Origin of the sequence: Rhodococcus wratislaviensis (assembly GCF_041228765.1) — a bacterium.
Classification (GTDB): domain Bacteria; phylum Actinomycetota; class Actinomycetes; order Mycobacteriales; family Mycobacteriaceae; genus Rhodococcus_F; species Rhodococcus_F wratislaviensis.
Genome location: NZ_CP150488.1, coordinates 8422737 through 8444294 on the forward strand (window position 1 = coordinate 8422737; position 21558 = coordinate 8444294).

Consider the following 21558-nt stretch of genomic DNA (forward strand, 5'->3'; position numbering starts at 1 on the left):
TACTACTGTCCTGCCTTGAGAGACCACTCGGGCCCGTTGGGGGTATCGGTGACCTCGATGCCCGCCCGGATGAGACGGTCACGCACCTCGTCGGCCACAGCCCAGTTCTTCTCGGCGCGGGCACTCTGCCTGCGCTCGAGTTCGGCCCGGACCAGAACGTCCAGGGCATCGGTTGCCGCGGACGCGTCCGCGGTCTCCTGAGTCCAGTGCTCGTCCAGCGGGTCCACGCCGAGGATTCCGAGCATGGCCCGGACCTGCGACGCGATCTCGCGCGCACCCTCGAGGTCGCCACCGTCGAGGGCGATGTTGCCCTCGCGGACCTTGCCGTGCACCTCGGCGAGCGCGGCGGGGACGGCGAGGTCGTCGTCGAGCGCGCGAGCGAACGCCTCGGTCCACCGTCCGACCGGCACCTCACCGGCACGCTCCTGCGTGCGCAGGACGAACGATTCGATCCGGCGGAACGCCGCGGCCCCCTCGTCGAGCGCGGTGTCGGAGTATTCGAGCATCGACCGATAGTGGGCACTGCCCAGGTAGTAGCGAAGCTCTTGCGGCCGAACCTTTTTCAGCACGTTCGGCACCGAGAGAACGTTGCCGAGCGACTTCGACATCTTCTCGCCACCCATGGTGACCCAGCCGTTGTGCAGCCAGTACTGCGCAAAGTCGTCACCGGAGCACTTGGCCTGCGCGATCTCGTTCTCGTGGTGCGGGAACACCAGGTCCAGGCCACCGCAGTGGATGTCGAACGCCGCCCCGAGATAGAACTCGGCCATCGCGGAGCATTCGAGGTGCCAGCCCGGCCGGCCCCGGCCCCACGGCGTCGGCCACGACGGCTCGCCCGGCTTCTCCGCCTTCCACAGCGTGAAGTCGCGGGGATCGCGCTTGCATTCGCCGGCGCTCTCGCCCTGGTGGACGTCATCGAGTTTGTGCCCGGACAGGCTGCCGTACCGGGGGTAGCTGCGGACGTCGAAGTAGACGTCCCCGCCCGCCGCGTACGCGTGGCCGTTGTCGATGAGGCGCTGCATCATCTCGACCATCTGCGTGATGTGGCCGGTGGCTCGCGGCTCGACGGACGGCGGCAGCACACCCAGTTGCTGATAGGCCCACGTGAAGGACCGCTCGAACGTGGCGGCCCACTCCCACCACGGCCTGCCTGCCTCCGCGGCCTTGTTCAGGATCTTGTCTTCGATGTCCGTGACGTTGCGGACGAATGCCACGTCGTAGTCGTGGGCGAGCAGCCAGCGTCGCAGCACGTCGAATGCGACGCCACTGCGTACGTGGCCGATATGGGGGTCGCCCTGCACCGTGGCGCCACACAGGTACACCGATGCGTGTCCAGGGGCCAGCGGAACGAAGTCACGCAAGGCCCGCGTCTCGGTGTCGAATAGGCGCAGGGTCACGACCAGCGATCCTACCTGGCGCTTCGATCGGGAATGACCAACGCGGTGGCCATGGCGGCGATCCCCTCGCCGCGGCCGGTGAGGCCGAGCCCGTCCGTGGTGGTCGCGGACACCGAAACCGGCGCGCCCAGAATGTCGCTCAGCACCTTCTGCGCTTCGTTTCGGCGCGGGCCGATCTTCGGCCGGTTCCCGATCACCTGGACCGCGGCGTTGGCGACGCCGAAGTCGTCCTCTTCGAGGAGACGGCGTACCTCGGCGAGCATGGCGGCACCGCTCACCCCGGACCACTCGGGCCGCCCGGTTCCGAAGACGGAGCCGAGATCGCCGAGTCCGGCGGCGGAGAGCAGGGCGTCGCAGAGTGCGTGCACGGCCACGTCGCCGTCCGAATGGCCTGAGCAGCCGTTCTCGTCCTCGAACAGCAGGCCGGCCATCCAGCACGGCCGCCCCTGCTCGATCGGGTGGACGTCCGTCCCGATTCCGACTCGCACTAGTGCGCTCCCTCTTCCACCAGCGCGCGGGCCAGTACGAGGTCCAGCGGCGTGGTGATCTTGAATGCTGTGGGTTCTCCGACGATGCTGCGGACCCGTTCCCCGAGGCGCTCCACCAGCCCGGCGTCGTCCGTGGCGATGCCGTCGGCGGCGTCGTAGGCGCGCCGGAGCACTTCCGCGGTGAATCCCTGCGGTGTCTGCACGGCCCGAAGTTCGGACCGTTCGGGGGTGCCGGTGACCGCACCGAGAACGTCGACGGTTTTGATCGTGTCCGTCACGGGGAGGACCGGGATGACCGCGTTGCGGCCGCATCGTAGCTCCGCGACCACCCGCGCGATGAGCGACGGCGGAGTGAGGGCGCGGGCGGCGTCGTGCACGAGCAGGTACTCGGCATCGTCGGCGACGGCCAGCCCGGCACGAACCGAATCGGTCCGCTCGCTTCCACCGGCCACGACGGTGACTTCACTCGGGACGAGGGTTCGCGTCGACTCGACGAGTTCCTCGGGAACGATCACGACGACGCGGTCGACAGCCCCCGACTCCAGGAGCCCGTCGACCGCGCGAGTAAGCATGGTCGTCCCACCCAGATCAACGAATGCCTTGGGCTTGTTCTCACCCAAACGCACTCCCTGACCTGCGGCGGGAACCAGCGCGACTACAGGACCTTTTCCCTCGGTCACTGTGTGTATCGCGGCTGTCTAGGACGCGGCCGCGAGGACCTCGTCGAGGATGGTCTCGGCCTTGTCGCTGTCGGTGCCTTCGGCCAGTGCGAGTTCGCCGACAAGAATCTGCCGCGCCTTCGCGAGCATGCGCTTCTCTCCTGCGGACAGGCCGCGATCCTGCTCACGACGCCACAGGTCCCGAACGACCTCGGCGACCTTGTTGACGTCACCTGACGCGAGCTTTTCGAGATTCGCCTTGTAGCGGCGTGACCAGTTGGTGGGTTCTTCGGTGTGCGGTGCCCGCAGTACCTGGAAGACCTTGTCGAGACCTTCCTGGCCGACGACGTCGCGTACGCCCACGTACTCTGCGTTGTCTGCGGGAACCCGTACGGTGAGATCGCCCTGAGCAACCTTGAGAACGAGATATTCCTTCTGCTCACCCTTGATGGTGCGGGTTTCAATAGCTTCGATCAGCGCCGCACCGTGATGGGGGTATACGACGGTGTCTCCGACCTTAAAAATCATCTGTCCCGTGCCCCTTTCGATCATTCGAGTTTAACACGTGTCCGGAACCTGGTCGCATCAACGGTGCAGGTCAGGGGCATCATGGCCTGACCGTAGGGGTTGACAGGGCCCCCGATACGTGCATTCCGGACACCCCGATCGGGCGGTTCTCCAGCGCCGAAACCGCACGCAGACAACCATTGTGAGTACCCAGCGAGCAGGCCACGCGGGCGAACTACTACTCTGCCTAGTTGAAGTGCGAACCTGACACCGGAGGACAACTCGTGACTGCTCTCGACAAGTCGACTCGCCGAGTCGCTACCGCCGTCGCTCTCGCTGCCGGCGCAGCACTCGTGCTGTCCGCCTGCAGCGCGGGCCAGATCACTCAGACGTCGAGTCAGGTCGCCGCGGTCAACGGCAACAGCGCGGACGCCGAGTCGATCGCCTTGCGCAACGTGCACGTGGTCTACCCCAACTCCGCCGAGTACAGCCTCGAGCCGGGCGGCAACGCCGTCCTCGCGTTCACCGCGATCAACAACAACGAAGACACCCCGGACAAGTTGACCCGGATCAGCACCGACTTCGCGCAGTCCGTCACCCTCGGCGAGAAGGCCGGCGGGCTGGAGATCGCGCCGCAGACCGCGCTCGTCGCCGGCCAGCCCGGTGAGGAAGCCGCTGAGGGCGCCGAGGCCGCCGGCCAGAAGGACGAGAGCGCCGACGCACCCACCGACGTCGTCCTCGTCACCCTGGACGGCCTGAAGGAAGGCGTTCGCCCGGGCCTCACCTTCCCCGTCACGTTCGCGTTCGAGAAGGCCGGCGACGTCACCGTGTCCGTTCCCGTCGACGCGGGCCACGAGACCGAGCGCCACGTCTCCGACACGTCCCCCGGATCCGAAGCCGAGGGCGGCGGACACTAGCAGCCGGACCGGGTCCGCTGTCGGACCCGATACCTAGGCTGGCCGGGTGGCCAAACTCAAAACCAGCTTCCGCTGCTCGTCGTGCCAGTGCACGGTCCCCAAATGGGTCGGCCGGTGCCCCGAGTGCGGTAGCTGGGGATCGATGGACGAGGCCCCGATCGTCGCGTCCGTCGCGAGCCGGCCCGGCGCCTCGCTCGCGAAAGCCGGAGCGGGAGCGGTACTTCCGTCCACCCCGGCCACTCCGATCACGCGGATCGACAGCACGTCCACCCGCGCCAAGCCCACGGGCATCGACGAACTCGACCGTGTTCTCGGCGGCGGCGTAGTACCCGGTTCCGTCGTTCTCCTGGCAGGCGAACCCGGCGTCGGCAAGTCGACCTTGCTCCTCGAGGTGGTCCACCAGTGGGCCCGCCGCGGCCCGGACGACCGTTCCCTCTACGTCACCGGTGAGGAATCCGCCGGACAGGTGCGGCTGCGGGCCGACCGCACCGGCGCCGTCCACGAGCGGGTCTATCTCGCCGCCGAATCCGACCTCGCGACCATCCTCGGTCACGTGGAGCAGGTGCGTCCCACCCTGCTGATCGTCGACTCGGTCCAGACCATGCTGGCCGCGGACGTCGACGGCGTGGTCGGCGGAGTCACCCAGGTCAAGGCCGTCACCAGCGCCCTCACCTCCCTCGCGAAGGCCAGCGGCGTGCCGGTGCTCCTCATCGGCCACGTCACCAAGGACGGTGCGGTCGCCGGACCGCGGTCGCTCGAGCACCTCGTCGACGTGGTGCTGCACTTCGAGGGCGACAAACACTCCACGCTGCGGATGGTGCGCGGCGTCAAGAACCGTTTCGGCGCCGCCGACGAGGTCGGTTGCTTCGAACTGCGGGAAGACGGCATCGCCGGCATCAGCGACCCGTCCGGACTGTTCCTCCACCACCGCGCCGAGGCCGTTCCCGGTACCGCCGTCACCGTCATGATGGACGGCAAACGGCCCCTCCTCGGTGAGGTGCAGGCCCTCGTGGCCGCCACGTCCATGCCCGCGCCCCGGCGCGCCGTGAGCGGGCTCGACAGCGCCCGCGTGGCCATGGTCCTGGCCGTGCTCGACCGCCGGTGCGGGGTGCCGATCGCGAAGAACGACGTCTACGCGGCCACCGTCGGCGGAATGCGGATGACCGAGCCGTCCGCCGATCTCGCGCTGGCCCTCGCCGTCGCGTCCGCGGTGAGGGACAAGCCCGTTCCGGACGGACTGGTGATCCTCGGCGAAGTGGGACTGGCCGGCGAGGTCCGCCGGGTACCCGGCGTCGGGCGCAGGCTCGCGGAGGCATACCGCCTCGGATTCACCCGCGCCATCGTTCCCCTCGACTCCGGGGCGGCCCCGAAGGGCATGAAGGTCACCGAGGTCGGGAACCTGGGGGCCGCCATCGCGTCACTGCGGTGACGCTCAGATCGACGACGTGCCGAACGGGCGCTCCGGCACGCCGTCCACGAAGTCCTTGGTCTTCTCGAAGTGCTCGGCGGTGACGGTGAGGAACAGTCCCCGCGACGTCGCCACCACCACGTCGGGATCGGCCGTCGGCCCCTCGACGATGCGCGCCTCGGCGCTCGCATACACCTTGCGGCGGATCGATCCGTCGATGCGTGCGTGGAATTCGAGGACGGAACCCAGCGGGATGGGCCTGGCGAAGTCGATCTCCAGATGACCCGTGACCACCGGACCGTCGACGATCGATCGGCACACCATGCCCAGCGCCTCGTCGAACGCGGTCGAGAGGATGCCGCCGTGGATCACTCCCGGACCGCCCTGGTAGCGGGGGGCCACCTCGAGCCGTCCCCACACGTCGAGCCCCTCCCCGGCCGTGAAGCTCATCGACATCCCGGCAGGCGACTGGTCGCCGCACCCGAAGCACCGTGACCAGTGCTGCGGCACGGGCTGACCTGCGGCGGGAAAGCTGCCGACCGGTTCGGGCAGGGTCAGGTCGTCGGGCAAAGTCCAGGTACTACTCATGGATAGGTAATCTAAACGCGGGTCCGGACGTGTTTCCGCGGCGGTCCCCGACAAGTGACGTCTACCTCAGCGGGAGTATTGCGCGATGAACGATGCCGAGTCGTCGTCTGCGCTGCGGGAAACGATTGCCCGGCTGGCTCCCGGAACGGCACTTCGCGACGGCCTGGAGCGCATTCTGCGCGGTCGCACGGGCGCACTGATCGTCCTCGGCTACGACGAGCAGATGGAAGAGATCTGCGACGGCGGCTTCGAGCTCGACGTGGAGTTCGCCCCGACCCGCCTGCGTGAGCTGTCGAAGATGGACGGCGCCGTGGTCCTGTCGACCGACGGGTCCCGCATCGTGCGCGCCAACGTCCAGTTGGTCCCCGACCACAAGATCCCGACCGTCGAGTCCGGCACGCGTCACCGCGCCGCCGAGCGGACGGCCATGCAGACCGGGTACCCCGTAGTGTCGGTCAGCCAGTCGATGAGCATCGTCAGCGTGTACGTCGGCGGCATCCGGCACGTCATCGACGGTTCCGCCACGATCCTGTCCCGTGCCAATCAGGCGGTGGCCACCCTCGAGCGGTACAAGGCGCGGCTCGACGAGGTGACCCGCCAGCTGTCGGTGGTCGAGATCGAGGATTTCGTCACGCTCCGCGACGCCCTGACGGTGGTGCAGCGCCTGGAGATGGTGCGGCGCGTGTCCGTCGAGATCGAGCAGGACGTGCTCGAGCTCGGCACGGACGGACGTCAGCTCGCACTGCAACTGGAGGAACTCGTCGGCGACAACGACGTGGCGAGGGAACTCATCGTGCGCGACTACCTGGCGGGCACCGGCCCGGCGCCCGCCGACGACGTCGAGAAGTCGCTCTCCGCGCTCGACAGGATCACGGACGCAGATCTTCTCGACCTCACGACGTTGGCCCGGGCGTTCGGCTACCCGGGCACCATCGAAGCGCTCGAGGCGCCGATGAGTCCTCGCGGCTACCGCGTCCTCACCCGCGTTCCCCGACTGCAGTTCAACCAGATTCACCGGCTCGTTGGCTCGTTCGGGACGCTGCAGTCACTGCTGGCCGCGACGGCCGCCGACCTGCAGTCGGTGGAGGGGATCGGCGGGCTGTGGGCCCGGCACATTCGCGAGGGCCTGTCCCGGCTCGCCGAGACGTCGATCTCGGGCCCGTACGACTAGGGCCTGTTCTCGTCCTTACTGTCGGGGCTCCGGGCCGGCTTCTCCCACCACGGATTCCAGTGCGATCCGGACCGCGTCCAGGTGTTCGGCCATCGCGCGGGCGGCCTTGTCGTAACTTCCGGACGCGATGCCGTCCACGATCCGGTCGTGCTCGTCGTTCGACTTCTGCTGACGCCCCGCAACGAGATTCAGCGTTTCGGACTGCCGGGTGAGTGCCTCGCGGATATCGACGATCACCGATTCGAACACACGGTTCCGGCTCGTCCGGGCGATGAACGCGTGGAACTGCGCGTCCAGCGACACCCACACGAGGGGATCGTCCTCGTCCCGCATCTGGTCCACCAGGCCGCGCAGGGCGGCCAGGTCCTCGCCGGTGTGCCGCTGCGCCGCCCATCCGGCGGCGGGAATCTCCACGTGCGGGCGCGCCTCGACGAGTTCGTTGGCCGCGTAGTTCCCGAAGTCGAGGTCGCGGGCTATCGAATCGCTGACGACGAACGTCCCGAGGCCCGACTTCGTCTCCGTGAGTCCGAGCGCATGACAGGACCGCAGGGCCTCCCGGATCACCGACCGGCTGACCCCGTGCCGCGCAGCGAGGGACGCTTCGGACGGAAGTCGTTCACCGACCGACAGCTCACCGGACGTGATCGCGTCACGAAGATCCGCCAGGACCGCCTCCGCGGCGCTGACCCGCGCCGTGGCAGGACGCCTGGCTGCCCAGCTGTCCGACAGGTTCATGGGGACATTCTTCTCATGCCCCGGCCGCAACGTCAATAGACGACGCCGCCGGGGTTGACGCCCGCGAGTGAGCGCGGTAACAATTGCACCTGTCTGACAGCCTGGCAGGTGGATAGCCGGGTGGCTCGACCGAGAAATCTACCCTCATCGAGCAGCAGACTCCATCCACCGCATCCGTGCAGAGCAACGGCTCGCGCGAATCCCCGTGAGGAATGATCAAGTGCTCGAAACGCGAACAGAACACGATCTGCTCGGCGACCGCCAAGTGCCTGCGGATTCCTACTGGGGAATCCACACGCTGCGGGCCGTCGAGAACTTCCCCATCACCGGCCGGCCGATCTCCACGAACCCCTACCTGATTCGCGGGCTCGCCTACGTCAAATGGGCCGCGGCGAGCGCCAACGAGAAACTCGGGATCCTCGACCACCGCCGGGCCGACGCAATCGGGCAGGCGTGCCGGGAGATCGTCGACGGCCGCTGGCACGAGCAGTTCGTCGTCGACGTCATCCAGGGCGGCGCCGGAACGTCGACCAACATGAACGCCAACGAGGTGATCGCCAACCGGGCACTCGAGATCCTCGGCCACGGGCGCGGGGAGTACGCGGAACTCCATCCCAACGAGCACGTGAACCTCAGCCAGTCGACCAACGACGTCTACCCCACCGCGGTCAACATCGCGACGATCTTCGCGATCGACGACCTGCTGGACGCGATGCGCGTCCTGCAGGAGGCCTTCTCGACCAAGGCCGTCGAGTTCGCCGACACCGTGAAGATGGGGCGCACCCAACTCCAGGACGCGGTACCGATGACTCTCGGCCAGGAGTTCGCCACGTACGCGGTGATGATCGACGAGGACCGCACCCGTCTCGACGAGGCCGCTCTCCTCGTCCACGAGATCAACCTCGGCGCCACCGCGATCGGCACAGGCCTGAACGCACCCGTCGGCTACGCCGAGGCAGCCTGCGACACGCTGCGGGAACTCACCGGACTTCCCCTCGTCCTGGCCACGGACCTGGTCGAGGCGACCCAGGACGTCGGACAGTTCGTCCACCTCTCGGGCGTGCTCAAGCGGATCGCGGTCAAGTTGTCGAAGGTGTGCAACGACCTCCGCCTGCTGTCGTCGGGGCCGCGCGCAGGCCTGAACGAGATCAATCTTCCACCGGTACAGGCTGGTTCGTCGATCATGCCCGGCAAGGTCAATCCGGTGATCCCGGAAGTCCTCAACCAGGTGGCCTACGAGGTCATCGGCAACGACGTCACCATCACGATGGCCGCCGAATCCGGCCAGCTCCAGCTCAACGCGTTCGAACCGATCATCGTGCACTCCCTCTCGGAGGGGATGCGCCACCTCGGCGCCGCCTGCCGGATCCTGGCCGACCGCTGCGTACTCGGCATCACGGCCAACACCGATCTGCTGCGTGCCCGGGTCGAGGACTCCATCGGACTCGTCACCGCGCTCAACCCGTACATCGGCTACACCGCCTCGACCCGGATCGCGCAGGAAGCGCTGGTCTCCGGCCGCAGGGTCGCCGACCTCGTGATCGAGGCGGGTCTGCTCGACCGTGAAGAACTCGACCGCCTCCTCAGCCCCGAGCATCTCGCCAACCTGAGAGCGTCCGGTTCGCCACGGCCGACACCCGTCGCCGCTGCCGCGGAGGTCGTCTCGTGACGATCGAGAAGGACGACACCTCCGGCGCAGACATCTTCGTCGAGGAAGACCTCGGCTACCGGAAAGCGCTCGGCCCGAGACAGATCCAGATGATCGCGATCGGCGGAGCGATCGGCACCGGCCTGTTCATGGGTGCGGGCGGACGCCTCCAGCAGGCCGGTCCCGCACTCGTTCTCGTCTACGCCCTCTGCGGGTTCTTCGCCTTCCTGATCCTGCGGGCACTGGGTGAACTCGTGATGCACCGACCCACCTCCGGGTCGTTCGTGTCGTACTCGCGCGAATTCTTCGGCGAGAAGATGGCGTTCGCCGCGGGCTGGCTGTACTGGATGAACTGGGCGATGACGGCCGTCGTCGACGTCACCGCCGTCGCGCTGTACATGAACTTCTTCAAGAAGTACTGGGCACCGCTCGGGAACGTCGACCAATGGGTCTTCGCCCTGGCCGCGGTCGTTCTGGTCCTCGGGCTGAATCTCGTCTCCGTCAAGGTGTTCGGTGAACTGGAGTTCTGGTTCGCCCTCATCAAGGTCGTCGCCCTCGCCGCGTTCCTCGGCTTCGGAATCTACTTCGTGCTGTTCGGAACACCGATCGAAGGACATTCGTCGGGCTTCAGCATGATCACCGACAACGGCGGACTCTTCCCCAACGGAATCCTGCCCGCCGTCGTGGTGGTCCAGGGCGTCGTCTTCGCCTACGCCTCGATCGAACTCGTGGGAACCACTGCGGGCGAGACGAAGAACCCACAGAAGGTCATCCCCAAGGCGATCAACACGGTCATCATCCGGATCCTCGTCTTCTACGTCGGGTCCGTCCTGCTGCTGTCGCTGCTGCTTCCCTACACCGAGTACCACGCCGGCGAGAGCCCGTTCGTCACGTTCTTCGGCTCCATCAACGTGCAGGGCGCCGACGCGATCATGAACCTCGTGGTGCTCACGGCCGCGCTGTCCTCACTCAACGCGGGCCTGTATTCCACCGGCCGAATACTGCACTCCATGGCCATGGCCGGATCGGCGCCGTCGTTCGCCGCCCGGATGAACAAGGCCGGAGTGCCGTACGGCGGCATCGCCCTCACCGGTGTCGTCATCCTGCTCGGCGTCGGACTCAACGCCGTCGTTCCCGCGCAGGCGTTCGAGATCGTCCTCAACCTCGCCGCGCTCGGGATCATCAGCGCCTGGGCCGTGATCGTGCTGTGCCAGCTGAAACTGTGGAAATTCGCCAAGGAGGGGAAGCTCGCCCGGCCCGATTTCCGGATGTTCGGCGCCCCCTACACCGGGCTCCTGACCCTGGCCTTCCTCGGGTGCGTCGTCATACTGATGGCGTTCGATCACCCCGTCGGAACCTGGACCGTCGGGTCCATCGCGATCATCGCCCCACTGTTGGTCATCGGCTGGTTCGGCGCGCGGAACCGCATCCGCACCCTGGCCTCGGACCGCCCGACCGTTTAGCGAAAGGACAACTGTGCCGAAAGTCGCCGTCGTCACCACCGGAGGGACGATCGCCAGCAGGCGGGACGGGCAGGGTGTCAGCAGACCGGTGGTCGCAGGCCCGGACCTGCTGGGCAGTGCGTGGACCGGGACGGAACTCCGTGTCGTCGACGTGATGTCGAAGGACAGTTCGAGCATGACGTTCGCCGATATGGACCGGGTCCGCGACGCCGTCACCACGGAACTGCGCGACCCCGAACTCGATGCGGTGGTCGTGCTCCACGGAACCGACACCATGGAGGAGACCGCATTCCTGGTCGACCTCCACCACGCCGACCCGCGGCCGGTGGTGTTCACGGGTGCGCAACGCACCTTCGACCACCCGGACTCCGATGCCCAGGCCAATCTGGCCGACGCGGTCGCCGCGGGATCGGACCCCGCTCTGCGCGGAGCGGGTGTCCTCATCGCGTTCGGAGGCGCCCTGCACCGGGCGTCGGGAACGCGGAAGGTCGACACGACGTCACTCGACGCGTTCCGATCCGTCCACCCCGCCGGTGACCACTCGCGGCGAAGCCTCGATCCGCTGCCGTGGCATCCGATCTCCGGAACCCGTGTCGACATCGTCGCCGCCTACCCGGGGGCCGACCGCGTCCAGATCGACGCGTGCCGGGCTGCCGGCGCCCAGGGGCTGGTGCTCGACGGCCTCGGATCCGGGAACGCGAACCCGGCGATCGTCGAGGCGGTCCGGGACTGCGCGTCCGCCGGGATCCCGGTCGTGGTCACCACCCGGGTGCCGCAGGGCCCGACCTCCGCCACGTACGGCGGTGGGGGCGGCGGGCACGACCTCGTCTCGGCGGGCGCACTGTTCTCCACCGACCTCAGAGCAGGTCAGGCCCGCATCCTTCTCGCGGCGCTGCTCGCCGACCCCGAGCACACCGACCTCGACAAGGAATTCGATCGACGCTCGCGCATCGATCCCGCACCGAGGATCAGCTGAGGTTGAACGGCTCCGGCGCGCTGCGGAGCTGACCCAGCTGACCGACGACCGTGTACGCGCCGGGCCCCACCGGATCACGCTGGGGTTCCGGTTGCGTCAGGCAGTCGGGGGCGGAGGTCTTGGCCGACCATTTCACGGTGAACTGAGCCTGCTCGCCGGGCGCGAGGGTGCGCACGTCGGCCGCGGACTGCGGGAAGCAGTCGATGTTGGACCACAGCCGCACGGCACCGTCGATCGTGTAGACGAGCACCTGCTGGAGGCTGCTGCCCAGATCGCGTTCGCACGGTGTGGTGCCGATGTTGGTGACGACCGTCGTGAAGCTCGGCTCCTCACCCGCCAGGTACGTCGGCTTGTCGGCGGCCACCTTGATGGCCAGCGACTGGTCGGGGCACTGTCCCGCGGCGACCGGCTGGCCGCTGGCAGCCGCGCTGCTCGAGGCGCCGCTGCTCGACGCCCCCGACGAACTGGACGTGCCCGAGGAGGCCTCGCCGCCGGCGGCAGCGGCGCCACCGCCGCCGCCACCGGAACCGCCCGAACTGCCGCTGGACGTGGACGAACCCGAGGCTGTCGGGGAAATCGACACAGGAGTGGTCAACGAGGAACTCGCTGCCGCCGGATCCGTCTCGGAGTCACCGCCACCACGAAGCGAGTTGATCAACCACACCACGAGCAGCAACACGACGATGGCGCCGCCGATCGCCAGCGCCCTGCGGCGCCAGTAAATCTCGGGGGGCAACGGTCCATTCGGTTCCAGCACGACGTCAACGGTAGTTCGGCGTCGCGCGGCAACGGCTCAGCGGGTGCGGCGTGTCGCGGTCAGTCCGTGAGCTCACCGATGTCGCCGACGGCGCCCTGCAGGTGGGTGCGGCCGTCGGACAGCTTGTACGTGACACCCGCGATGGCGCACGCGCCGCTCTCCACCTTCTCCGCGATGATGCGCGACCGCTGCATGAGCAGGGCCCCGGTCTCCACCACGTGGCGGCCCTCGAGTTCGTCGACGGTACTGAGGCCCTCGCGGCGTCCCATGAGGATCGACGGCGCGACCCGTTCCACGATGCTGCGGATGAATCCGGGCGGCACGTTGCCGTCGTCGAGCGCGTCGAGCGTCGCCTTGACGGCACCGCAGCTGTCGTGTCCGAGCACGACGATGAGCGGCACGTTCAGCACGCCGACGGCGTACTCGATGGACCCGAGCACGGCGTCGTCGATCACGTGACCGGCGGTGCGGACGACGAACATGTCGCCCAGACCCTGGTCGAAGATGATTTCGGCGGCGACGCGGGAGTCTCCGCATCCGAACAGGACGGCCGTGGGGTGCTGGCCGCCGACGAGCTTCGCGCGATCGGCGATGCCCTGGCTGGGATGGAGCGAGGTACCGCTCACGAATCTGTCGTTACCCTGACGCAGGGCTTTCCACGCGGACACGGGGTTGGAATTAGGCATGGGATCATTGTGCACCGGGCATGTCGCACCGTCGCGACGGGAATGTGACGACCGCGGAAAATCTGTTTCCCCCGTGAACGAAGGGACTTGTGAGGACGAAGTGGCCGTTGACTCCTCCGCGCTGATCAACTGGTACGACGTACAGGCCCGGGATCTGCCGTGGCGCCGCGACGGCGTCACCGCCTGGCACATCCTGATGAGCGAGATCATGCTGCAGCAGACGCCCGTCGTCCGGGTGGCCCCGATCTGGGAGGAATGGGTGCAGCGCTGGCCCGTCCCGTCCCGCATGGCCGCGTCGAGTCAGGCCGACGTACTGCGCGCGTGGGGCAAGCTGGGCTACCCGCGCCGCGCGCTGAGGCTCCACGAGTGCGCCGGAGTACTGGCCGCCGAGCACGGCGACGTGGTTCCGAGCGACGTCGACACTCTCCTCGGCCTGCCCGGTATCGGTGCCTACACCGCGCGGGCCGTCGCCTGCTTCGCCTACGGACAGCGGGTCCCCGTCGTCGACACGAACGTCCGGCGGGTGGTCGCCAGGGCCGTGCACGGAAGCGCCGAGCCGGGAAATCCGTCGACCACGCGTGACCTCGCCGACGTGTCCGCGCTGCTCCCCAGGACCCGCGCGCGGGCCGCCACGTTCTCCGCGGCCCTGATGGAACTCGGGGCCACCGTGTGCACCGCCCGCTCGCCCGAATGCGCTCGCTGCCCGCTGCCGAGCTGCGCCTGGCTGGACGCCGGACGTCCCGCGCACACCGGCGAGCGCCGGAAGGTCCAGAAGTTCGCAGGCACCGACCGTCAGGTGCGCGGCAAGCTCATGGCCGTACTCCGTGAGAGCTCCGCCCCCGTCGAACGGGTCCGGCTCGACCAGGTGTGGCCGGGCGATCCGGGCCAACGCGACCGCGCCCTCCATTCCCTGCTGATCGACGGACTCGTCGAGCAGACCGAAAACGGGCTCTTCGCCCTCGCGGGCGAGGGAAGCTAACCCCCGGTCGGCTCAGCCGAGCCCGTCGAGGAATGCCTCGACCACTTTCCGGTACTGCTCCGGCTGGTCGTCGTGGACGAGGTGACCGGCCTGCTCGATGCGGACGTACTGGGCGCCGGGATGCCGCTCCGCCATGGTCCGCATCTGACCGTCGGGGGTGATCGTGAACTCCCCCTCGATCAGCAGGGCCGGCACCGTGATCGACTCCCACTGGTCCCAGAAGTGCCTGCCGCCCCACTCCTCGGAGATGTCGCGGAACGTGTCGACGTCGCCGTGCAGGTACCAGCCGTCGGCGCGCTTCTCGAACGAATCCAGGAAGTACTGTCCGGCAACCGGACCGAAGAACTCGAAGAGGTCTTCCCGCGTCGTGAACGGCTGCGGCCAGTTCGAGATCATCGCCGCCCAGTCCGCGGCGGTCCGGCCACGGAAGTCGGGGGCCATGTCTTCGAGGACGAGCGCCGACACCTTCTCGGGGTGTTCGGCGGCCAGGCACCACGCGTGCAGGGCGCCCATCGAGTGACCGATCACCACCCACGGTTCGGCGAAGGGTGCGAGTGCTGCGACGAGGTCTTCCACGAACGCTTCCGTCGTCAGCTGCGCGGGTGCGGGCCTGCCGTGACCTGCGGCGTCGAACGTGAAGACGTGGCCGTGCTCGCGCAGCCACGACACGTGCCGCCCCCACGTCCGGGCGCTGCCCATCAGCCCGTGCAACAGCAGAATCGGCTGTCCCGCCCCACCCTCGTCGTGCAACGCACTCTCACCCGCCACCCCTCCGACGCTAGCGGAGTAATCTCGCCCGCATGGCAGTGGTGAAGATCAACGCAATCGAAATCCCCGAGGGCGCGGGCCCCGAACTCGAGAAGCGCTTCGCAGCGCGCGCGCACGCCGTGGAGAACTCCCCCGGCTTCCTCGGATTCCAGCTTCTGCGCCCCGTCAAGGGCGAGAACCGCTACTTCGTCGTCACCCAGTGGGAGAGCGAAGAGGCATTCGCGGCGTGGCGCGACGGTCCGGCCCGGGAAGCACACGCGGGTGAGCAGAAGAAGCCGGTTGCGTCCGGAGCTTCGCTGCTCGAGTTCGAGGTCGTTCTCGACGTCGCGGCAGCGAACAAGAGCTGAGAGACGGGGCCGAGCGGGAAGATTGACACGACGGCCCGCCGGGTGCAAAAGTTCGCAGGACAAAGCGATGGTTCGGCAGGAATCCGGTGCAATCCCGGAGCGGTCGCGCCACTGTAAATCGGAGTAGTCCTTCACGGGAGCCACCCGACAGCCAGATACTGCGGCCATCGCCTGGACCTAGGGGACGCGAAATCCCAGGAGGAACTATGGCACTCGCCTACGCACCCGGCTCGTCGGTCGATACGACCCGTCTCGCCGTCATCTCTTTCGCGATCGTTCTGTTCGCGATGCTCGCTCTCTATCTCGTGGGATTCGACCAGGGCGCGATTTCGCGCAGTGGCATGTACATGCACGAATTGATGCACGACGGCCGCCACCTCCTGGGTCTGCCATGCCACTGACCGATTCCTTCGCAAAACTCCTCATCCGCGGCCTGCTGGCCGGTCTGATCGCAGGCATCCTGGCCGGTGGCGTCGCCTTCGTCCTCGGTGAGTCGCACATCGATGCGGCCATCGCCATCGAAGAGTCGAACAGCGCCGCCGAAGCCGACGTCCACTCGCACGACGCCACGCAGGCAGAGGAGCCGGCCGGGCACTCGCACGACGAGGAAGAGGCACTGGTCAGCCGTGACGGACAGCGTTTCGGACTGTTCCTCGCCACGTCCCTCGCGGGCCTGGCACTGGGAGCAATCTTCGCCGTCGTCGCGAATTACGCGCGTCGGGTGACGACGCTGTCGGGACCGTTGCTCGGGCTGACACTGGCCACATTGGGCTGGTTGGCAATCGAGGCGGTGCCGTTCTTCAAGTACCCCGCCAACCCGCCCGCTGTCGGAGACCCCGAAACGATCACCCAGCGAACCTGGCTGTGGCTCGCCGCAGTCGTGCTGGGCTTGCTCGCGGTGGTGGCCTCCGTCTTCGCGGCGAAGGCCGTCGCAGCTCAGGAGTTCCTGTCGGTGCGGATCGCGGCACCGGTTCTCGCCTTCCTCGTGGTGGTGACCGTCGGCTACCTCGTACTGCCCACCGTCAACGAAGTGGGCGACGACTTCCCCGCAGTGCTGCTGTGGCAGTTCCGCCTTTCGTCCCTCGCGACTCAGGCCACGTTGTGGCTGGTTCTCGGACTGGCGTTCGCGTTCCTCACGGAGCGCGCCACCCGGGCTACGACGCCCGCGCCGGCGAACGCCGCCTGACCCACAGGGCGTCAGCGGGATTTGTCCCATCGGGCCGGGTCCGCCTCCAGGGCGGCCCGGTCCCAGCCACCCCGCTCGGCGGCCGCGTCGTATGTGCTGTGCAGGAACTTCAGCAGTGCGGCATCGGGATCGTCCGCGGTGCGGACGGTTTCGTACGGCAGCAGGAACTGCCCGTTCTCCTTGCTGTAGAAAGCTCCGTCGGGCCCGACCGGGTAGTCGGCGAAGCCATCGGGTTCCGGGTAGGCGTACGCGTAGAACGCACCTTCGACGCCACCACCGGGCCAGAAACCGCAGCTGCTCAGCTCGTGCGAGTAGCCCTCGACCATCACCCAGTCTCCGCAGTTCGGTGCTCCCCCAGGGTGAGTCGGTGCGGTTCGCCCGGAGAACCGCGTACAGGCCAGGTCGAGCGCACCCCAGAAGAAGTGCACGGGACTGACCTTCCCGATGAAATGGGAACGGAACTCGTGCAGGACGCGGTCCGCCTGCACGAGCTGCCGCCAGAACTGGTGCACCGCCTGACCGTCGTACGAACAGTGCTGGGTGTCCTCCGCGAACGGGACGGCGGGGTCCACCTCGTTGGGCCGGGCCAGAATGGTCGTCACCACACCCAATTCGGCCAGCGTGTCCATCGTCTCCGCATAGAAATCGGCCACCGACTTCGGTTCGAGGGCAACCGTCCCGGTGCCGCCCGTGCTCGTGCGGATCACCAGTTGATGCTCGGCGAAGTCGAATTCGATGTCGAAACAGTCGGTACCGTACGGGATCGTCGACGTCGTGAGACCGCGGGGGCTCACGTACAGCGGGACCTGCCACCAGTGGTTGATCAACGGTGCGTGGGCCAAGCGGATCTTCCCGACGATCTGCGTCCACATGTGCACGGTGTCCCGCGTCGCCGTCCAGTCGCCCACCTTCAACGCCGGCCATGCATCTCCGGATCGTGTCTGCTCGCGCACAGTGCCTCCCTGCCGACGACGTGCATTTCAATGTGCCCCTCGTGCGGGGTGATGGCAAGCGCGTCGCACCGATACCCGGGTAGGGGTGGACTCCACTCTCGGGGGTGATGTGCCGCGACGTCACCGATACCAGCATGGGGACATGACCACTCGCACTGCACCCTCGATCCCGCAGACGGTCGAGCGCGCGCACTGGCTGCTCGGACTTGCCCTGTTCGCCGGCATGGTCGAGGCCATCGCGCACACGTCGACGGCGCTGGAGGGCCCGGGCGCCGACGTCGGCAGCCTCGCCGGACAACTCATCGTCCGCGTCGTCGTCTACGGCGCGGTGCTGTTCGTCATGACCCGATTCCGCAGTGGCGGGGCGTGGGCGCGGAACACCCTCGCGATCGGTCTCGGCGTGTTCGGCGTCGCATCACTCGTGATGGAACCCATCGCGTGGGTATCGGCAGGCAACGACCCGATGTCTGCCGTCTCCGGTCTGACGCTCGACGTCGCGGTGATCGCGACCGCCCGGCTCACCCACCTCGTGGCGGTGATCGCGGCGGTGGCACTCATGTTCCGGCCCGACGCCAACCGGTACTTCACGCGCCGCTAGTTCACCGCCGCCGTGCTCGCCTGCGTCAGAAGCTGCAGGAACACGTCCTTCGGCTGGGCGCCGGACACGGCGACGCGGCGGTTGGCGACGAAGAACGGCACCGCCGACACCTGCAGTCGACGGGCGGTGTCGAGGTCGGCGCGGACCGCGTCCGCGCCGGCATCGGACTCGAGTTCGGCGCGCACGGTGTCGGCGTCGAGCCCGGCCCGCGCCGCGATGTCGACGAGCACCTCTCGGTCGTCGATCACGGCGCCGTCGCCGAAGTGGGCGCGGAACAGCGCTTCCACCACGGCATCTCGTTTGTCGCCCGCCAGTTGGATCAACCGGTGGGCGTCGAACGTGTTGGCGGCGATCACGGTGTCGAAGTCGAGACGCAGCCCCTCGTCGGCCGCCGTGCGCGCAACGTGACCGAACATCTGACGGACCTGCTCGGCAGGCATGCCCTTGCTCTCCACCAGGGCGTCGAGCTCGCTGCGCCGTTCCCCGACCGGCGTCTCCGGCGACAGCTGATACGACCGCCACACCACGTTCACCCGGTCGCGCCCCTCGAACTCCGCGAGGGCGGCCAGGAAACGGTGCTTGCCGATGTAGCACCAGGGGCAGGCGACGTCGGACCAGATCTCGATCTCGATGTCGCCGTCGGTGTTCTGCTGTGTCGTCACAGTTCGGTAAAACGAATCGCCGGCGCATTCTGTTCCGCCGGGTTCGTCACGATGTTTGTCTTGGTTCGCCGTGCTGCATTTCCGCACGCCGGATTCGACCGAACGGTACGGTGAGGGGATCGACACGGCGGGAGTAACGTCGTATCGATCGTGCCGCTGAGTGAGGGGCGCTCGTTGCGATGCCCGGACAATCGGCGACTCGATGATCGTGGAACCCGAACTGCTCCAGGAGTAGCCATGGTTTACGTCTCGTCACCGAGCAAGTCCGTCGAGTCACTCGGAATCGTGTTGATCGCCGTCGGAGTCGTCCTGCTCGCTCTGCTCACCCTCTACCTGGTCGGATTCGACCAGGGTGCGATCTCCCGAAGTGGCATGTACCTGCACGAATTGATGCACGACGGCCGCCATCTCCTGGGAGTTCCCTGTCACTAGTTCCACCACGACCGGAGCACGCGATGAACTCTCCAGCAGATTTCGAAGCACAGGCGAACAGGGTCGCGGAGTACGGCCCGGTCCATCACGCAGAGATGGATTCGCCGTATTACCTGTCCAATTCCGCGTTCGACGCGTTGCGACACGTTCTCCACGACGTCGGCGGCCAGACCGCCCTTCCCGTCAAGTACGAGGAGAAGGTCGAAGAGGACTGGGAGATGAGCACATACGTCACGTGCGAATGCCTCGGGTGGCGCGGTGTGTGGAACTCCGAAGAGCGCCGTCGCGCCGAGAACGACCTGGGCGCAACGCTCTATTTCGGTTTGCCGTACTACGCGCGGTGGATCACGGTGGCCGCCAAGACGCTCATCAACAAGGGCCTGATCACGCCCGACGAACTCTCCGCCAAGATCGACGAGGTCCGGGCCAGGTCTGCCGGCGGGAAAGCGACCGGAGGCCAGTCATGACGAAGTTCGAGATCGGCGACCGGGTCACCGTCAAGGACGCGACGTCGATGTTCCACACCCGCACCCAGGCATTCATCCGCGGGCGCACCGGCGTCGTCGTCGAACACCGCCCGGAGTGGGTGATCCCCGAGGACGAGGCGTGGGGACGCGTGGACGACGGCCGGACCGAGCCGTTCTACGTCGTCCGCTTCCGGCAGACCGACCTCTGGCCCCGCTACACCGGATTCGAGATCGACACGTTGGAAACCGAGTGCTCCGAGCGCTGGCTCGAGCCGGCAGGAGAGGCGGACACATGACGCATTCGCACGGCGATCACGCCCCGATCCAGGCCTCCGAAGAGGTCAGCGAGTTCGAGATCCTGGAGACCGCCATTCGGGAACTGTCCATCGAACACGGACTGTTCTCCCGCGAGGATCACCGCCGTTTCTCCGAATGGGCCGAGTCGGTGGGGCCTTCGGGTGGTTCGAAGTTGGTCGCGAAAGCGTGGGTCGACCCGGAGTTCAAGAAGCGACTGCTGGCGGACGGCACCGAAACCTGCAAGGAAGTGGGGATCGACTGGCGCGACCCGACCGGGTCGGGCACGCCCAGCGACTACACGTACTTCTACGTGCTGGAGAACACCCCGAACGTCCACAACGTCATCGTCTGCACGTTGTGTTCGTGCTATCCGCGGCCCGTTCTCGGTATGTCTCCGGACTGGTACCGCACCCCCAACTATCGCCGCCGGTTGGTGCGCTGGCCACGCGAGGTGATCGCGGAGTTCGGTCTGCACTTCCCGCCGGATGTCGAAGTGCGCGTGCATGATTCGAATCAAAAATCACGGTTCATGGTGATGCCGATGCGCCCCGAGGGCACCGAGGGGTGGAGTGAGGAACAACTTGCGTCGATCGTCACCCGCGACACCATGATCGGTGTCGCCGTCCCGCAGGTCGATTGGACCGCGACCACACCACCCTCGGACAACGGAGGAACCGCACGATGATGACGGACAAGGCATACGACGTCATCCTGAACACGTTGACACCGGAGACGACCCGCAACGACGTGACGCTACCGGACCTCGACCGCAAGCCCGACCCGTGGGAATCGAGTATGCAGGCCACCGCGGAATGCCTGTCCTGGCGTGGCGCCTGGGACAATCTCGACAGGCGCCACACCGAGGACCAGCTGGGCGAAACCATCTACCGCGACTTCCCCGTCCGCTCCCGGTCCGTCGTCGCCACCGCTCACGCGTTGATGGACAAGGGCGTCATCAGCCCGGACGAACTCCAGGCGAAGATGGAGGAAGTGCGCGCACGGTTCAACCGTCAGTAGCCGGCTGGACTCAGGACTCGAGTGCCGCGTCCAGCGTGATCTCGACTCCGGTGAGCGCCTTGCTCACCGGGCAGGACTCCTTGGCTGCCTGAGCTGCCTTGGCGAACCCGTCGGCGTCGAGACCGTCCACCTCACCGCGGACCGTCAGCTTGATTCCGGTGAGCTTGAAACCCGGGTTGTCCGGTCCGAGTGAGACATCCGCCTTCACTTCGAGGCTCTGCGGGGTCCCGCCTGCCTCCGCGATGAGTGCGGACAGCTGCATCGCATAGCAGGAGGAATGCGCCGCGGCGATCAGTTCCTCCGGGCTGGTGGTTCCACCGGCTTCTTCGGCCGCCCGCTTCGGGAACGAGACGTCGAAGGTCGCGACACCGGAACTGGTGAGTTCCACCTGGCCGCTTCCCTGTTCGAGCGATCCGTTCCAAGCGGTCCGTGCGGTACGTGTCGGCATGCCA

At 67.4% G+C, this 21558-nt stretch carries 28 protein-coding genes and 1 riboswitch; of the genes, 16 read left to right on the forward strand and 12 right to left on the reverse strand.

The window, feature by feature from the left end; all coding sequences use genetic code 11:
* Window positions 1–2: 2 nt before the first annotated feature.
* The 4 genes from cysS to carD are packed head-to-tail and all read right to left on the reverse strand — an operon-like array spanning window position 3 to window position 3072.
* Window positions 3–1397: a cysteine--tRNA ligase gene (gene cysS / locus WKC72_RS38465; RefSeq protein WP_037242255.1), complete on the reverse strand. Its 1395-nt coding sequence runs from the start codon at window positions 1395–1397 to the stop codon at window positions 3–5.
* Between the two features lie 11 nt (window positions 1398–1408).
* On the reverse strand, window positions 1409–1885 hold the full coding sequence (gene ispF, locus WKC72_RS38470; RefSeq protein WP_370181388.1) for a 2-C-methyl-D-erythritol 2,4-cyclodiphosphate synthase: 477 nt from the start codon (window positions 1883–1885) through the stop codon (window positions 1409–1411).
* The gene (gene ispD, locus WKC72_RS38475) at window positions 1885–2565 is read right to left on the reverse strand and encodes a 2-C-methyl-D-erythritol 4-phosphate cytidylyltransferase (protein WP_112302008.1); all 681 of its coding nucleotides are present in this window, start codon (window positions 2563–2565) and stop codon (window positions 1885–1887) included. The genes ispF and ispD overlap by 1 nt, the downstream gene beginning before the upstream one ends.
* An 18-nt stretch (window positions 2566–2583) precedes the next feature.
* Window positions 2584–3072, reverse strand: a complete 489-nt coding sequence (gene carD, locus WKC72_RS38480) for an RNA polymerase-binding transcription factor CarD (RefSeq protein ID WP_005262216.1) — start codon at window positions 3070–3072, stop codon at window positions 2584–2586.
* A 263-nt stretch (window positions 3073–3335) separates the two neighbouring features.
* On the opposite strand from carD, the gene WKC72_RS38485 reads away from it, so the two are divergent.
* On the forward strand, window positions 3336–3968 hold the full coding sequence (locus tag WKC72_RS38485) for a hypothetical protein (RefSeq protein WP_370181389.1): 633 nt from the start codon (window positions 3336–3338) through the stop codon (window positions 3966–3968).
* 46 nt (window positions 3969–4014) lie between these two features.
* Window positions 4015–5397, forward strand: a complete 1383-nt coding sequence (radA, locus tag WKC72_RS38490; RefSeq protein ID WP_005244907.1) for a DNA repair protein RadA — start codon at window positions 4015–4017, stop codon at window positions 5395–5397.
* Window positions 5398–5400: 3 nt separating this feature from the next.
* Here the strand turns inward: radA and WKC72_RS38495 are convergent, their stop codons facing one another.
* A complete protein-coding gene (locus WKC72_RS38495) occupies window positions 5401–5964 on the reverse strand; it encodes a PaaI family thioesterase (RefSeq protein WP_037242265.1) in 564 nt (187 codons plus the stop codon).
* A gap of 85 nt (window positions 5965–6049) precedes the next feature.
* On the opposite strand from WKC72_RS38495, the gene disA reads away from it, so the two are divergent.
* Window positions 6050–7135, forward strand: a complete 1086-nt coding sequence (gene disA / locus WKC72_RS38500) for a DNA integrity scanning diadenylate cyclase DisA (protein WP_005244912.1) — start codon at window positions 6050–6052, stop codon at window positions 7133–7135.
* Window positions 7136–7150: 15 nt separating this feature from the next.
* Here disA and WKC72_RS38505 read toward each other — a convergent pair whose 3' ends face one another.
* The gene (locus tag WKC72_RS38505) at window positions 7151–7870 is read right to left on the reverse strand and encodes a FadR/GntR family transcriptional regulator (RefSeq protein ID WP_370181390.1); all 720 of its coding nucleotides are present in this window, start codon (window positions 7868–7870) and stop codon (window positions 7151–7153) included.
* Between the two features lie 220 nt (window positions 7871–8090).
* On the opposite strand from WKC72_RS38505, the gene WKC72_RS38510 reads away from it, so the two are divergent.
* Genes WKC72_RS38510 through WKC72_RS38520 form a run of 3 tightly spaced genes read left to right on the forward strand, consistent with a single transcriptional unit; the run spans window position 8091 to window position 11957 of the window.
* The gene (locus tag WKC72_RS38510) at window positions 8091–9539 is read left to right on the forward strand and encodes an aspartate ammonia-lyase (RefSeq protein ID WP_370181391.1); all 1449 of its coding nucleotides are present in this window, start codon (window positions 8091–8093) and stop codon (window positions 9537–9539) included.
* Window positions 9536–10981 carry an amino acid permease gene (locus WKC72_RS38515; protein ID WP_370181392.1) on the forward strand — a complete coding sequence of 482 codons (1446 nt, stop codon included), beginning with the start codon at window positions 9536–9538 and terminating at the stop codon, window positions 10979–10981. Before WKC72_RS38510 ends, WKC72_RS38515 begins: the two co-directional genes overlap by 4 nt.
* A gap of 13 nt (window positions 10982–10994) precedes the next feature.
* Window positions 10995–11957, forward strand: coding sequence for an asparaginase (locus tag WKC72_RS38520; RefSeq protein WP_370181393.1), 963 nt, complete (start codon window positions 10995–10997; stop codon window positions 11955–11957).
* On the opposite strand, the gene WKC72_RS38525 is transcribed toward WKC72_RS38520, so the two are convergent.
* Together WKC72_RS38525 and WKC72_RS38530 are read right to left on the reverse strand one after the other, a co-directional pair.
* Window positions 11950–12714 carry a hypothetical protein gene (locus WKC72_RS38525; protein ID WP_128640126.1) on the reverse strand — a complete coding sequence of 255 codons (765 nt, stop codon included), beginning with the start codon at window positions 12712–12714 and terminating at the stop codon, window positions 11950–11952. The genes WKC72_RS38520 and WKC72_RS38525 overlap by 8 nt on opposite strands.
* Window positions 12715–12773: 59 nt before the next feature.
* Window positions 12774–13400 (reverse strand): carbonic anhydrase, encoded by a 627-nt coding sequence (locus WKC72_RS38530; RefSeq protein WP_005244926.1) that lies wholly within the window; start codon window positions 13398–13400, stop codon window positions 12774–12776.
* A gap of 100 nt (window positions 13401–13500) precedes the next feature.
* On the opposite strand from WKC72_RS38530, the gene WKC72_RS38535 reads away from it, so the two are divergent.
* Window positions 13501–14379, forward strand: a complete 879-nt coding sequence (locus WKC72_RS38535) for an A/G-specific adenine glycosylase (RefSeq protein ID WP_037242281.1) — start codon at window positions 13501–13503, stop codon at window positions 14377–14379.
* A 12-nt stretch (window positions 14380–14391) separates the two neighbouring features.
* Here WKC72_RS38535 and WKC72_RS38540 read toward each other — a convergent pair whose 3' ends face one another.
* The gene (locus WKC72_RS38540) at window positions 14392–15147 is read right to left on the reverse strand and encodes an alpha/beta fold hydrolase (RefSeq protein ID WP_370181394.1); all 756 of its coding nucleotides are present in this window, start codon (window positions 15145–15147) and stop codon (window positions 14392–14394) included.
* 32 nt (window positions 15148–15179) lie between these two features.
* Here WKC72_RS38540 and WKC72_RS38545 point away from each other — a divergent pair, with 32 nt between their 5' ends.
* From WKC72_RS38545 to WKC72_RS38555, 3 genes are all read left to right on the forward strand, one after another.
* Window positions 15180–15494, forward strand: a complete 315-nt coding sequence (locus WKC72_RS38545; RefSeq protein WP_037242287.1) for an antibiotic biosynthesis monooxygenase — start codon at window positions 15180–15182, stop codon at window positions 15492–15494.
* Between the two features lie 51 nt (window positions 15495–15545).
* Window positions 15546–15678, forward strand: a riboswitch (cobalamin riboswitch).
* 22 nt (window positions 15679–15700) lie between these two features.
* Window positions 15701–15895 (forward strand): CbtB domain-containing protein, encoded by a 195-nt coding sequence (locus WKC72_RS38550; protein ID WP_005244930.1) that lies wholly within the window; start codon window positions 15701–15703, stop codon window positions 15893–15895.
* Entirely contained in the window at window positions 15886–16680 is a 795-nt protein-coding gene (locus WKC72_RS38555; RefSeq protein ID WP_037242289.1) for a CbtA family protein, read from the forward strand. The genes WKC72_RS38550 and WKC72_RS38555 overlap by 10 nt, the downstream gene beginning before the upstream one ends.
* A gap of 11 nt (window positions 16681–16691) precedes the next feature.
* Here the strand turns inward: WKC72_RS38555 and WKC72_RS38560 are convergent, their stop codons facing one another.
* Window positions 16692–17633 carry a DUF5996 family protein gene (locus tag WKC72_RS38560; RefSeq protein ID WP_268791816.1) on the reverse strand — a complete coding sequence of 314 codons (942 nt, stop codon included), beginning with the start codon at window positions 17631–17633 and terminating at the stop codon, window positions 16692–16694.
* Between the two features lie 142 nt (window positions 17634–17775).
* Here WKC72_RS38560 and WKC72_RS38565 point away from each other — a divergent pair, with 142 nt between their 5' ends.
* On the forward strand, window positions 17776–18231 hold the full coding sequence (locus tag WKC72_RS38565; RefSeq protein WP_268791817.1) for a hypothetical protein: 456 nt from the start codon (window positions 17776–17778) through the stop codon (window positions 18229–18231).
* Here the strand turns inward: WKC72_RS38565 and WKC72_RS38570 are convergent.
* Window positions 18228–18893 carry a DsbA family protein gene (locus WKC72_RS38570; protein WP_370181395.1) on the reverse strand — a complete coding sequence of 222 codons (666 nt, stop codon included), beginning with the start codon at window positions 18891–18893 and terminating at the stop codon, window positions 18228–18230. The genes WKC72_RS38565 and WKC72_RS38570 overlap by 4 nt on opposite strands.
* Before the next feature lie 237 nt (window positions 18894–19130).
* On the opposite strand from WKC72_RS38570, the gene WKC72_RS38575 reads away from it, so the two are divergent.
* Genes WKC72_RS38575 through WKC72_RS38595 form a run of 5 tightly spaced genes read left to right on the forward strand, consistent with a single transcriptional unit; the run spans window position 19131 to window position 21106 of the window.
* Entirely contained in the window at window positions 19131–19325 is a 195-nt protein-coding gene (locus WKC72_RS38575) for a CbtB domain-containing protein (RefSeq protein WP_005244942.1), read from the forward strand.
* 23 nt (window positions 19326–19348) lie between these two features.
* Window positions 19349–19792, forward strand: coding sequence for an SH3-like domain-containing protein (locus WKC72_RS38580; RefSeq protein WP_037242299.1), 444 nt, complete (start codon window positions 19349–19351; stop codon window positions 19790–19792).
* On the forward strand, window positions 19789–20088 hold the full coding sequence (locus WKC72_RS38585; protein WP_025431751.1) for an SH3-like domain-containing protein: 300 nt from the start codon (window positions 19789–19791) through the stop codon (window positions 20086–20088). Before WKC72_RS38580 ends, WKC72_RS38585 begins: the two co-directional genes overlap by 4 nt.
* Window positions 20085–20774: a thiocyanate hydrolase subunit gamma gene (scnC, locus tag WKC72_RS38590; RefSeq protein ID WP_037242302.1), complete on the forward strand. Its 690-nt coding sequence runs from the start codon at window positions 20085–20087 to the stop codon at window positions 20772–20774. The genes WKC72_RS38585 and scnC overlap by 4 nt, the downstream gene beginning before the upstream one ends.
* Window positions 20771–21106, forward strand: a complete 336-nt coding sequence (locus tag WKC72_RS38595; RefSeq protein ID WP_037242305.1) for an SH3-like domain-containing protein — start codon at window positions 20771–20773, stop codon at window positions 21104–21106. The genes scnC and WKC72_RS38595 overlap by 4 nt, the downstream gene beginning before the upstream one ends.
* Window positions 21107–21116: 10 nt before the next feature.
* On the opposite strand, the gene WKC72_RS38600 is transcribed toward WKC72_RS38595, so the two are convergent.
* Entirely contained in the window at window positions 21117–21554 is a 438-nt protein-coding gene (locus WKC72_RS38600; RefSeq protein ID WP_005244949.1) for an OsmC family protein, read from the reverse strand.
* Window positions 21555–21558 lie beyond the last annotated feature (4 nt).